Source organism: Paenibacillus sp. BIHB 4019, assembly GCF_002741035.1.
Lineage (GTDB): Bacteria > Bacillota > Bacilli > Paenibacillales > Paenibacillaceae > Pristimantibacillus.
Map to the genome: position 1 here is coordinate 5322782 of NZ_CP016808.1, position 12671 is coordinate 5335452.

Sequence of the window (12671 nt, forward strand, 5' to 3'; positions counted from 1 at the left end):
GGCGAGCCTGAGTGAGCCCAAAGTGAGAAAAAAATTAAGCTCTTGCCTGTGGCTGTAGTCGATATTGCTTCGGGCTGACCCCATAGTAGGCGCTGAAATGGCGTGTGAACGGATGGATGGCGGGGTAGCCGAGCCGCTCAGCGATGGCCGTCACACTCAGCTCGGTTTCCAGCAAGAGATTGGAAGCCCGCCTCATCAGCAGCTTGTGATGGTAGGCTTTCGGCGTTAGGCCAGTCTCGCGCAGAAACAGCGCGTGGAAGTAAGTGCGCTTCAAGCCGCAAAATGTCCACCAGGTTTCGACAGGCTCGCGCTGTTCTGGATGGTCGTTCAAGTGGTTGAGCAAACGGACAATCCGGTAATCGGTTGGCTGATGAGTGTGAACCGTATTGTACCAGTTCAGCATCCATGCATAGAGAAGGCTATTGATCATCTCCGTCCGGTAGAACGCTGCATTATGGTAAAGCTTGGCGAGCATAACGAACGATTCATACAGCTCAGGATAGGGCTGCAGCGAATAGACGCGTGGCAAACGGTCCAGCTCGTCACAAGGAAAGCTTCGTGAGGCTTCGCGCAGCTCAAACGGCTCGGGCGCGTAAATGAAGGTTCGATTGACGGAAACCGGCTCCTTGTCATCCCATAGATCGGCATAGAGATTATAAGATTGCAGAGGATGGCTAGGTGTAATATGAAAGGCATGAGGCTCATCCGGCTTCAAAAAAATAAGCGTTCTGCTGTCGAATGGGTAACGCACTCCGTTAATCTCCATCTCCCCTGGTCCGTCGGTAAATAGATGAAAAGCATAGACGCTGCAGACGCGGAGCTTCTCGTTGGAGCTGCCATCATACAAGTAGTTCATGCAGTCGCCGACATAGGGGGTCATCTCGTTCAGAAGCTTCATGCGAGCACCTCGTTTTAGATTATAGCATTTGAAAATTAGCGGATGAATCGTCAAATTAATGGATGACTGATCAAATACGAATATCTACATCAATGATACAATAACTGCAATGTTAAGCATAGCACTATTGATATATGAGTGGATAAATTAACAACAGAAAACAACAGAAGCGATTAGGATCTGCGCTTCGAGATTTGATCCCGTCCAAGGAGGGAAGCTATTGCGATTTAACCAAAAGGTTGTACTAGTCACGGGCGGCGGCTCCGGCATCGGTGAGGCATGTGTGGAGATGTACGCCGCCGAAGGGGCGCATGTTGTCATAGCGGATTTGAATGCTTTGGAGGCTCAGCGAGTAGCGGAAGGTCTGCTGCAAAAATATAGATTTTTGAAAGGGCTTCCAAAAATATTGGCGCTCCAAGCCGATGTCTCGCAGGAGGAGTCGGTTACTTCGCTTATGGAGGCCACGCTGCAAGCATTTGGACGGCTGGATGTGCTCATTAATAACGCTGCTATCATCTGTCCGAAGCCCATAGAGGACATCGACGAACAGGCTTTCGACCGGCTTTATGCGGTTAATGTGAAGGGCGTCTATTTGATGATTAAGCATGCCATCCCGCATTTGCGCAGCACGAAAGGCAATATTGTCAATCTGGCATCGCTCAATGGCCTAGTCGGCCAGCGGAACAATGCCGTATACGCCGCTTCCAAGGGGGCGGTTATCGCTATGACCAAATCGCTGGCCCTTGATTTTGCCCCAAGCGGCGTCAGAATCAACTGCGTATGTCCGGCAGGCGTGATGACGCCGCTGCTGGAAGAGTGGGTGCAGCAGCAGATCGATCCTGCCGCAGCACAGCGTACTTTGGACGAGATGCACCCGCTCGGACGTCCGGCCAATGCTGCGGAGATTGCCCAGGCGGTCCTCTATTTGGCATCAGAGCAAGCTTCCTTTATTACAGGTGTGGCGCTTCCGGTCGAAGGCGGCGCATCGCTAGGCTACTAACTGACATGGCAGGAGATGGGAAGATGAAAATTACAAAAGTAGAAACATTTGTGCTGCATGTGCCGATTGATCCGCCAATAACCGATGCGATTAACGTGGCGCAGCATTGGGGGCTGGCTGGCGTTCGGATTTTTACAGATGAAGGTTATGTCGGTTATGGCTACACGGGAACCTGTGCGCATGGTGACGATATGATCGTCGATACAATCGAGCGTTATTACGCTCCCGAGCTAATTGGCAAAGACCCTTTTATGGTGAAGGAAATATGGGATACGCTGCGTTACGGCAAAATGCATTGGATTGGCCGCGCGGGTATTGCCCATATGGCGCTTGCGGCAGTAGATATTGCGCTTTGGGATATTATGGCGAAAGCCTCGAACAAGCCGCTGTGGCAGTATCTTGGCGGGCATAAGTCAACGGGAATTAAAGCTTATAACACGAATGGGGGCTGGCTGAACTGGCCTTTGGAGCGTTTGCTAAAGGATGTAACGGACATTGTCGAGCAAGGCTTCACTGGGGTGAAAATCAAAGTGGGCAAGGCTGATCCGCATGAGGATTTCGAGCGGGTGAAGGCGGTCCGTCAGGCTATTGGCGATAAAACAATTTTTATGATAGACGTAAACCAGCAATGGAATATCAACACGGCGATGACGTGGGGCAAAAAGCTGGAGCAATTCGACCTGTTCTGGCTGGAGGAGCCGCTTAACCCGGATGATATTATGGGCCACCGGAAGCTGGCCGATGCGCTCAATGTGCCGATTGCTCTTGGCGAGCATGTCTATTCCAAATATGCGTTCCGCGATTATATCCATCAGGGGGCGATTGAATATTGCCAGGTCGATGTGACCCGTGTCGCGGGCATTACGGAGTGGCTGCAGGTGGCGGGGCTGGCCGCATCCTACGATATCCCGATTTGTCCGCATGTGGGAGATATGGGGCAAATTCATCAGCATTTGGTCGCTGCGACATCTGGAGCGATCATGCTGGAGTACATTCCGTGGATCAGGACGATTTTTGTAGAGCCGGCTACGGTCAAAAATGGGTTTTATGTGTTGCCGGAGCTGCCGGGAGCTTCGACTGAAATCATTCCTCGTTATTTTGATCAATATCGCATCAGATAACCGAAAGGAGCAAAGCGATGAGACTGCATGGCAAAATAGCGCTGTTGACAGGAGCGGGCTCTGGCATCGGAAAAGTGACGGCAGAGCGTTTCGCGAGTGAAGGGGCTGCGGTTATCGTTAATGACATTGACGAAGCGAAGGGACGAGATACCGTCAAAGCGATTCAAGCTGCTGGAGGTGAGGCATTGTTCCTGCACGCTGACGTGACGGATGCGGACTCCGTTCGCTCCATGGTCGAGAAGGCGATAGCAGCGTATGGCGTCATCGATATTTTGTTTAATAACGCAGGGATTAGCGGGGTAGGGGCTATACATGAAATAGAACCGGAGGATTGGGACCGTGTCGTTCGGGTCAATCTGCGCGGCGTGTTCCTGCCCTCCAAATACGTGCTGCCCTATATGATGGAACGCCGAAGCGGCAATATCATTCATATGTCCTCCTGTATTGCGGAGATAGGCCTCGCGCGAAGAGCTTCCTATTCGGCTACCAAAGGGGCAGTGCTGTCGCTTGCCAAATCGATGCAGGTCGATTATGCCAAATACAATATCCGGGTGAATGCTGTGCTGCCTGGAACAATCATGACGCCGTTTGTAGAGCAATATTTGAAAAGCTCCTACGAGGACCCGGATGCGGCAATTGCAGCCATCAAGCTGAGACAGCTAGGCGGACAATTGGGGAAGCCGGAGGATGTAGCGAGCGCGGTACTATTTCTGGCCTCCGATGAGTCTTCCTTCATCATGGGCTCTCCGCTGTATATTGATGGAGGCGTCGTCTTCGGCAAGGATGCATAATCGATGCGTAAACCATTTTGTTATAAAGGCGGTTGGATGAAATGAAGCTGGTAACGATTGATACGGACGGCATGTATCGTCTCGGTCTTAAGGTGAACGAGGGCATATTGGATATTCAAGCGGCACTGCGATGGCTGCCTGACTCCTCTATTGCATCCGATGTTATGGAGGTTATTGCGGGCGGTTCTCAGGCGCTTGCGCAGCTGGAATCTTACGCAAAGCGCGTCATGAAAGCGGCAGAGCAGGCGGGTGTGGCGTGTGGAGAGATTATTTTGGCGGAAGACGAGGTAAGATGGGGGCCTTGCGTCACCCGCCCGGGCAAAATCATCTGCGTCGGCTTGAATTATAGAAAGCATGCAGCGGAGACCAATGCGCGGGTTCCAGACTACCCCATTTTGTTCAACAAGTTTAACAACACACTTACTGGTCATGGCAGGGATATTGCATTGCCGGAGCGGGTAACGGCACAGGTCGATTATGAGGCGGAGCTTGTTATCGTCATCGGCCAAACGGCGAAATACATTAGCGAGGAGGAGGCCCTCCGGCATGTGTTCGGCTATTGCTGTGTCAATGATTTGTCGGCACGGGATCTTCAAATGCGGACGGCACAATGGCTGCTCGGCAAAAGCTGCGACGACTTCAGTCCGCTTGGCCCTTATCTGGTAACAGCCGATGAAATCCCGGACCCCAATGCGCTCGATATAAAGTGTACCGTCAATGGGGAGGTCAGGCAGCATTCCCATACGAGCGATATGATATTTTCCTGCGCCGAAATTGTAAGCTATATTTCACAGCATATGACGCTGTCGCCGGGCGACATTATCTTGACCGGAACACCGGAGGGTGTTGTGCTCGGCCTGCCAGAGGAGCAGCGGGTTTATTTGCGCCATGGCGATACGGTAACGATTGAAATCGAAGGCTTAGGCAGCTTGACCAACCGATTTGTAAGCGAGGCTTAGCAGGGGCGGATCTTTAATGGGACATAATGATATAGCTGAAGGGTGATGCATAGTGAGTCAAGCGAAGCTTTGGTATAACGGTCCGGGAGAGGACTGGAAGCAGGGATTGCCGATTGGTAACGGCCGGATTGGCGCAGTTATTTTTGGCGGCAGCGAGCGGGAAACTTGGTGTATGACAGAGCTGACGTATTGGTCTGGGAAGAAGGAGCGGATAGCCGGAAACGGAGGAGGGAAAGCAGGGCTTAACCGGATGCGGGAAGCCTTCTACCGAGGCGATTATAATGAGGGAGATCGGCTCGCTAAGGAGCAGCTGCAGCCGAGGAAGCAAAATTTCGGCACTAACCTTTCCGTTTGCGATATGGTGCTGCGGTTCGGACATCAGAGTGATGACATCATTCGCGAGCTCGACGTGGAGCAAGCTACGGCAGCGATGTCTTATTCAAGCGAAGGCCAGACGTTCACCCGCGAAGCTTTTGCAACGAATGTCGACGGCATCGTTGCAGCACGGTTTGCGGGCGAACAGGCGGGAAGTGTCAGCTTCACGCTCAGGGTTACCGGCCGCTCAGGGCAGTTCGCGGCTGTCGCAATAGGTGATGATTCGGTCGCCTTTCGTGGGCAAGCAACGGAGGATATGCATAGCGACGGCACATGCGGTGTATGGTGCGACGGGCTGGTGAAGCTGGTCGTGCAGGGCGGCAGCGTCCAGACAAGGACGGATAAGCTTGTTGTGACAGGCGCAGACGAAGCCTATCTTTATTTTGCCATGCATACGGATTACGGCCAAGCGGATGAGAACTGGAAAGTGCGAAGCGGGGAACAGCTCGCAGCCGCGATTGCCAAAGGCTATGATCAATTGAAAGCCGAGCATGTAGCGGATTACCGCTCGCTGTATGCCCGTGTAGCTCTGGACCTCGGAGCATCCGAGGCCGCTGCGCTTCCGACGGATGAGCGCATGCGGCGGCTGCGGCAGGAGGGACATGACGATCCCGAGTTTATCTCTTTGTTTTTCCAATATGGCCGTTATTTGACGATAGCCGGATCACGCGCAAATTCGCCGCTGCCGCTGCACTTGCAAGGCATATGGAATGACGGCGAGGCGAACCGGATGGCCTGGAGCTGCGATTACCATCTGGACATTAACACGCAGATGAATTATTATCCGACGGAAATCGTCAATTTGGCAGAATGCCATGTTCCGCTCATGCACTACATTGAGCGGCTGGCGGATGCGGGGAGACTGGCTGCACAAGATTTCTATGGCTGCGAGGGCTGGGTCGCTCATGTATTCTCCAATGCGTGGGGCTTCGCGGCACCTGGCTGGGAGACGGGCTGGGGGCTTAATGTCACTGGCGGATTATGGATTGCCATGCACCTCAAGGAGCATTATGAATATGGGCTGGACCGCACCTTCTTGACGGAACAAGCTTATCCGGTGATGAAGGAGGCAACTGCCTTTTTCCTTGATTATATGGCGATCCATCCAGCCAAGGGCTGGCTTGTAACCGGGCCATCCAACTCGCCTGAGAACAGCTTTTATCCCGCTGATCGGGAGCAGGGACCGCAGCAGCTGTCGATGGGCTCGACGATGGATCAGGTGCTGGTGCGGGATTTATTCGACTTCTGTCTGGCTGCGGCGAAATTACTCGGAACGGATATTGAGCTTCAAGCGAAGCTGGAGCATGCGATTTCCCTGCTGCCTCCACTGAAGATCGGCAGCAGAGGCCAACTGCAGGAATGGCTGGAGGATTACGAAGAGGCGCAGCCCGAGCATCGCCATCTTGCCCATCTGTTTGCCCTTTATCCAAGCAGCCAGATCAATCCGCGCGATACGCCTGAGCTAAGCGCAGCCGCAAGGCAGACGCTGCTAGGTCGTATGACGGATGAGCTGGAGGATATTGAATTTACGGCGGTATTGTTTGCAACCGGCTTTTCCCGCCTGTATGATGGCGACCGAGCATTGTGGCATATTGCCCATCTGATTAGCGAGCTATGCTTTGATAATCTGCTAACCTATTCCAAGGCGGGGGTTGCCGGGGCAGATACGAATATTTTTATTGCTGATGGCAATTACGGCGGTACGGCTGCGGTGGCAGATACACTCCTGCATAGCCATACAGGAAACATTCATCTGCTCCCGGCTTTGCCCTCGGCTTGGCGGTCAGGCTCCTTCAAGGGCCTGCGTGCGAAAGGCGGCATCGAGGTGGATGCCGCATGGGACAACAATCGGCTTACAGAAGCGGCGCTATATGCACACGCCTCGGGACAGGTGGTCGTTCGGTACGGTGAGCTTGCCGTGAAGGCTGAGCTTAAGGCCGGTCAGGCTTACAGGCTTGATGCCGAGCTGCAAATATCGGAGCGTATGGCGGTAGAGCAATAGAGGAATAAAGCAGTAGCCTGGGCAGTTCATCCTATAAAAGAAAAGACAACTACGCTTTAGTATAAAGTAGTTGTCTTTTCGCTTCGTTAGGTTATGATGTAGGTGCGGCCGTTTTTAGAGTGGGATGGCGATGCTTTCGCTTTTTATGAAAGCGCTATTATATAGAGGGGTGGGTTGGCTGTGCCCAAATATACGACGATTTTTCGCAAGTTTCTGGTGTCTTATTTAATTATACTAATCATTCCTAGCATAGCGGGTTATGTGTCGTATCGCACTTCGATTTCGGTTACGCAATCCATTTCCATCGAGAATAGCGTGACCCAACTGCAGCGCAGCCAAGAGATATTGGAGCGAAGAATGGTAGAGGTGGAAGGCTTCACCCGCCAGCTTGCCTTGAATCCTGACCTGAACAAGCTCATGAATGAGCAGAAAAAGGGAGACGCAATCAACGTCTATGGCATCTGGAGCATGGTGAAGCAGGTGACGCCATTTAGCCAGACGAATGATTTTCTGCAAAATTATTTTATATATTTAAAAAATTATGACGTTATATTCACCCAAGGCTCAGCCTACTTCCGTCCGGAGCATTATTACCAAAATTTCCACTACACGGACCTTTCGCTCGATGAGTGGAAGGATGAGGTGCTCGGAAAAACGCATAGCAGCGAGATGATGCCGCTCCGTTCGTTTATGAGCAATAAGAAGCAAAGCTCGGTCGTCACCTACATGCAATCGCTGCCGCTCGACAGCTTCAGCGGCTCGTCGCCAGCTACAGTCGTTGTTATGATCGATGAGGAGCATATTTCCAATCTGCTTGCTGGACTTGAAGACCGTTACGGCGGCTGGGCGCACATTAGTGATGCGCAGGGAAATACGATAGGGGTGCGGGGAATTACGGAAGCAGCGGCAAGGCAGCTTTCTACGTCCACTGAACTTGACCAGACGAAACGCAGCCAATTTTACCATGACGATCTTGTCATAACGATTCAATCGGACACGAGCGGTTGGACTTATCGCGCAGGCATACCGCGCCAGGTGCTAATGGAGAATGCGAATCAGATTAAGCATATGACCTGGATGGTAACCGGAATTGCATTAGTGCTTGGGCTGCTGGCGGGGCTCTTGCTCGCCTATCGAAACAGTGTGCCGATTAACCGGCTGCTTGGCGTGATGAAGGAGCATTTCGGCAAGGACGGTTTGGCGGAGCGCAATGAATATGATTTTTTGCAGGGCAATATTTCGAAAATGATTACGAGCAATCGCCAATTGGAGCTTGAGCTTGAGCGTCAACTGCCGCTCGTTCGAGACGGCTTTCTCAAGCGCCTGCTGGCAGGCGAATTTCATACGCTGGAGGAAATTGCGGCTGCGGCGGCGCAAGCGGACGTTAGCCTTGCAGGTGGGAAAGGTTACGTGGGCATTTTGCGAATAAACGGCTATTCTGGCATGGATAGCATCGATATATTAAAGGAGCTTTCCGCGGCAAGGCTGATTATGAAGCAGGCATTGTCCGAAACCGCGGGTTATTTGCTGATGACCGAGCTTGGATCGGATCGTTTAGTTATGATCTGGTTGGAGCAGGGGGAGCAGACTAGCGGGACTGATTTCCGTAAACGGTTAGATGAAGCGCTGACGGGGCTCGCACGAACAGCCTACTCCGAATACAAGGTTTCCTTGTCAGCTGCATTTGGCGAATGCTTCCACACGCTGATGGATGTCAGCCACTCTTACGAGCAGGCCGGACAAACGCTGGAGTATACCGAGCTATCCGGCCAGCAAAGCATACTATGGTTTAGTGATTCCAGCCGGGAAACGGCGACCTATTATTACCCGCTAGACATGGAGCAGCGGCTGATTAGTACGATTCGTGCAGGAGAGCCGGAGGAAGCTAAGCGGATCGTGTCGACGGTGATGGACAAAAATTCGGATCAGCACCAGTTATCTCCGGAAATGAAGCAGCAGCTTGTCGGCGAGCTGAAGGGAACGCTGCTCAAGCTGCTGGATCAGAAGGCGCTCGTCCAATCGGAGCTGCTTCATACGTTGAAAAATCAAATGATCGGCATCCAGGCAGCAGATATGCTGCCGGATATTCAGCAAGAGATCAACGGTATTATTGAAGCGTTATGCGGCATTATTAACAGCAAGAAAAATAGTGCCCATATTCAGACCGCGGGTGACATCAAGCGATTTATTGCCGAAAGTTATAGCGACTCCGAGCTCACCTTATACCGAATCGCCGAGAAGGTTGAACGTCCTGAGAAGTATATTTCTCAGCTATTCAAAGAAGTGACGGATATGAATGTGTCCGATTATCTGGAGATGGTCCGAATCGAGCGCGCTGCCTCTTTGCTGCGCACAGAAGGCTGTACAGTTGACGAAATTGCGTCACGCGTCGGCTATAACAGCTCGCATTCCTTCCGCAGAGCTTTCAAGCGGGTAATGGGCGTTGCGCCAAGCTCCTATAGGCAGTCTATTCATATCTAGGCGCCCATCAGGCGTGGAGGGAGTGAAGGAGAAATGAAGATGGGCCGGACCGGCATGGCTGTCCTTGTGTTTATGCTTGTGCTTGTGGGGCTGTTGCTCCTCGTCTCATGCTCTGCTAAAGAGAGTAATCTTGTGAGCGGAGATGAAGGCAAGCATGAGGAAGCGCCGACAGAGCTGCATGTATTTGCCTTGCAGGAGCCGGGAATTGAGCTGCAGACCAATGATTTCACTCGTTATCTGGAGCAAAAATTTAACGTGCATTTCAATTGGGAAGTTATTTCACCAGACGGGGCAAGGGAAAAGCGGCAAATATCGCTTGCAGGCGGCGACTATCCGGATGCTTATTTTCTGACTGCCTATATAGATCAATTCTCGCAATCGGATCTGCTGAAGTACGGCAAGCAAGGCATTATCCTGCCCTTAAATGAGTTAATCGCGAAATATGCCCCCCATGTGTTAGCTGCTATGGCGGAGCATTCGGAACTCAAAGCGCTCAGCACAGCTCCGGATGGGAACATTTACGGGCTTCCAGCCTACAGCGAATGCTTCCATTGCTCCTATCCGAACAAAATGTGGGTAAATGTGCAATGGCTCGCGAAGCTAGGTATGGATGTGCCAACGACAACCGAGGCATTTAAGGAAATGCTGGAGGCGTTCAAAAGCTCGGATCCCAACGGCAATGGTTTGGCTGATGAGGTTCCGCTCAGCGGCTCTACCGAGGATTTTGGCGTGCGAATTATTCCGTATTTAATGAACGGTTTTATTTATGATGATGATCGCCATTATTTAATGCTGACTGATGGCAAGGTTGAGACGGCTGCGGATAAGCCGCGTTGGAAGGACGGGCTGGCCTATATCAGATCGCTTTACAAGGAGGGGCTGATTGATCCGGGAGCTTTTATTCAAAATGCGGAAGCTTTAAAAAGAATCGGCGACAATGAAGGAGTATCTATGTTGGGAGTGGCGGCTGGAATGCATCCCGCTATTTTCGCAGGCGAGAGCATGAACGATTATGTGCCGATTCCACCACTTGCGGGACCTTATGCTTCCTATGCTACCTATCAAGGGGGCGGTATGCAGCCTGGAGCCAAGTTTGTCATCACGAACCGGGCGAGCAAGGAGGCGCAGCGCAAATTAATCGAAATCATTAACTATATGTACACCCCAGAAGGACAAACGACGTCCCAAAACGGTTTGGAAGGCATTGGCTGGCGCAAGCCGCAAGCCGGGGAGAAGGCGCTTGGTGCAGACGTCAAGCCGTTGTTCACAAGCCTCATTTTAATCAATGAAGCAAAGTCGACCAATTCCGGCTGGAGCGGGATGGCGCATCTATATATGCCTCGGGAGTATCGCGATAGCTGGGTAGCGGGCAGCGATATGTATACGCCTGATGGCTATGAGCGCCGGCTCTATGAAGCCACGAGGCTGTATGAAGGGCATGAGCCTAAAGATATTTTTCCCTTTTGGATGTTATGGCTGGACCCGGCCGAAGCGGACGAGGCTGGCATTTTGCATACAAATTTAACTAATTATATCGAACAAAGCACATTGCGCTTCATTACAGGCGATTGGGATTTAGACAACGATTGGGACGGATATGTAGCAGGCTTGCGTGATATGAGAATTCAGCGGTACGTGGAGATTATGCAAAGGGCTTATGATCTATATAAAAAATAAGCGAGTTTTTCTAGACTGTTGGACATCTGCCAATCACTCGGATAAGTTAACAGATATGTACATGGCAACTGACTGCTGTATTGAAAAATAAAATTTGTAAACCGGCTGATCGTTTAGCCGGTTTTTTTTCGTATGTCCGTTGTTATCAAGCTGGCCAGGACAAAAGGTTAGTTCAGAGCAACCGTTTTAGATTAAGCCTATCCTTACTCCCTTCCCCCGAAGCTTGCGCCAAATGTACGCCCCACAGCCAATTGTCCCCCTGAAAACGGCGTTATTGTACGCTAAACGACGCAATTGTACCTGTCGCAAGCGAGGCTGAATCCCCTATGATCAAGCGTATAGAAAGCGCTATCATTCATCATCAGGCAGTGACTTAGGGGGGATTGTTCTGGAGAAAGAGGTTGTACTGGAGCATCAAATGTTAAACGGCGGTGTTAAGCGAAGAGTAACGGAGGAAGCGGCAAGAAGCTTAAGGAAACATTGGCAGCTCTATTTGATTGTTATACCGCCGGTGTTGTTTTTCCTTATTTTCAAATATTATCCGATGCTTAATGCGGTGCTGGCGTTCAAGGACTATAACGTCATTAAAGGGATCTGGGGCAGTCCGTGGGTAGGCTTCAAAAACTTTCAGCTGTTTTTTGATAATCCGATGTTTTGGCCGCTCGTCAAAAACACCATTTTCGTCAGCGGCTATTTGCTGCTGGCTGGTTTCCCGGTGCCTATACTGCTGGCGCTCATGTTAAATGAGGTGGGCAGCGGCAGGTTCAAGCGGCTGGTCCAGCTCGTTACTTTCGCGCCGTATTTTATCTCGACGGTCGTCATGGTATCGATCATTATGCTGTTTCTTGCGCCGCGGCTTGGCTTTGCCAATGTGGCTCTGAATTTTTTTGGCCTGGACTCCATCAATTTTCTCGGCGAGGCCAGCATGTTCCGCTCGATCTATGTATGGTCTGATATTTGGCAGACGGCAGGCTATTCGGCGGTCATTTATTTGGCGGCGCTGGCGGGCATCGATCCAACGTTGTATGAGGCAGCCAAGGTGGACGGCGCTTCGCGCTTTCAAAAGATTGTGCATGTGGACATTCCCGGCCTGCTGCCGACGATTACGATAATTCTCATATTGAATGTGGGCAGCGTGATGGCGATTGGGTTCGAGAAAATATATTTGCTGCAAAATCCGCTGAATATGGTTCATTCAGAAATTATTGCCACTTATGTGTATCGAATTGGGCTGCTTAATGCCAATTACAGCTTTGCAACCGCAGTCGGCTTGTTCAACTCGCTTATTAATTTGGTGTTGTTGGTTACGGTGAATGGCCTGGCCAAACGTTTAACGAAATCGAGTATTTGGTAGAAGAAGGGGAGTA

General features: G+C 51.3%; 9 protein-coding genes. 8 read left to right on the forward strand and 1 reads right to left on the reverse strand.

What is annotated here, in order from left to right; all coding sequences use genetic code 11:
• Nucleotides 1-34 precede the first annotated feature (34 nt).
• Nucleotides 35-898, reverse strand: a complete 864-nt coding sequence (locus BBD42_RS23235) for an AraC family transcriptional regulator (RefSeq protein ID WP_099520072.1) — start codon at nucleotides 896-898, stop codon at nucleotides 35-37.
• 220 nt (nucleotides 899-1118) lie between these two features.
• On the opposite strand from BBD42_RS23235, the gene BBD42_RS23240 reads away from it, so the two are divergent.
• The 8 genes from BBD42_RS23240 (at nucleotide 1119) to BBD42_RS23275 (ending at nucleotide 12658) form a co-directional block, all read left to right on the forward strand.
• Nucleotides 1119-1898: an SDR family NAD(P)-dependent oxidoreductase gene (locus tag BBD42_RS23240; protein ID WP_099520073.1), complete on the forward strand. Its 780-nt coding sequence runs from the start codon at nucleotides 1119-1121 to the stop codon at nucleotides 1896-1898.
• Between the two features lie 23 nt (nucleotides 1899-1921).
• Complete coding sequence (locus tag BBD42_RS23245; protein ID WP_099520074.1) at nucleotides 1922-3019, forward strand: mandelate racemase/muconate lactonizing enzyme family protein; 1098 nt, start codon at nucleotides 1922-1924, stop codon at nucleotides 3017-3019.
• A 17-nt stretch (nucleotides 3020-3036) separates the two neighbouring features.
• Nucleotides 3037-3810, forward strand: coding sequence for an SDR family NAD(P)-dependent oxidoreductase (locus BBD42_RS23250; protein WP_099520075.1), 774 nt, complete (start codon nucleotides 3037-3039; stop codon nucleotides 3808-3810).
• Between the two features lie 41 nt (nucleotides 3811-3851).
• Entirely contained in the window at nucleotides 3852-4769 is a 918-nt protein-coding gene (locus tag BBD42_RS23255) for a fumarylacetoacetate hydrolase family protein (RefSeq protein WP_099520076.1), read from the forward strand.
• Between the two features lie 52 nt (nucleotides 4770-4821).
• Nucleotides 4822-7146, forward strand: a complete 2325-nt coding sequence (locus tag BBD42_RS23260) for a glycoside hydrolase family 95 protein (RefSeq protein WP_099520077.1) — start codon at nucleotides 4822-4824, stop codon at nucleotides 7144-7146.
• 180 nt (nucleotides 7147-7326) lie between these two features.
• Nucleotides 7327-9627 (forward strand): helix-turn-helix domain-containing protein, encoded by a 2301-nt coding sequence (locus tag BBD42_RS23265; protein ID WP_099521764.1) that lies wholly within the window; start codon nucleotides 7327-7329, stop codon nucleotides 9625-9627.
• Between the two features lie 33 nt (nucleotides 9628-9660).
• On the forward strand, nucleotides 9661-11304 hold the full coding sequence (locus BBD42_RS23270) for an extracellular solute-binding protein (RefSeq protein WP_099520078.1): 1644 nt from the start codon (nucleotides 9661-9663) through the stop codon (nucleotides 11302-11304).
• 418 nt (nucleotides 11305-11722) lie between these two features.
• Entirely contained in the window at nucleotides 11723-12658 is a 936-nt protein-coding gene (locus BBD42_RS23275) for an ABC transporter permease (protein WP_081418547.1), read from the forward strand.
• The last annotated feature ends 13 nt before the right edge of the window (nucleotides 12659-12671 follow it).

What these genes read in the sequence shown, in the direction of transcription:
- BBD42_RS23255 (WP_099520076.1), top strand. Translation starts at nt 3,852, where the DNA reads ATGAAGCTGGTAACGATTGATACGGACGGCATGTATCGTCTCGGTCTT.
- BBD42_RS23275 (WP_081418547.1), top strand. Translation starts at nt 11,723, where the DNA reads ATGTTAAACGGCGGTGTTAAGCGAAGAGTAACGGAGGAAGCGGCAAGA.
- BBD42_RS23245 (WP_099520074.1), top strand. Translation starts at nt 1,922, where the DNA reads ATGAAAATTACAAAAGTAGAAACATTTGTGCTGCATGTGCCGATTGAT.
- BBD42_RS23270 (WP_099520078.1), top strand. Translation starts at nt 9,661, where the DNA reads ATGAAGATGGGCCGGACCGGCATGGCTGTCCTTGTGTTTATGCTTGTG.
- BBD42_RS23235 (WP_099520072.1), bottom strand. Translation starts at nt 898, where the DNA reads ATGAAGCTTCTGAACGAGATGACCCCCTATGTCGGCGACTGCATGAAC.
- BBD42_RS23250 (WP_099520075.1), top strand. Translation starts at nt 3,037, where the DNA reads ATGAGACTGCATGGCAAAATAGCGCTGTTGACAGGAGCGGGCTCTGGC.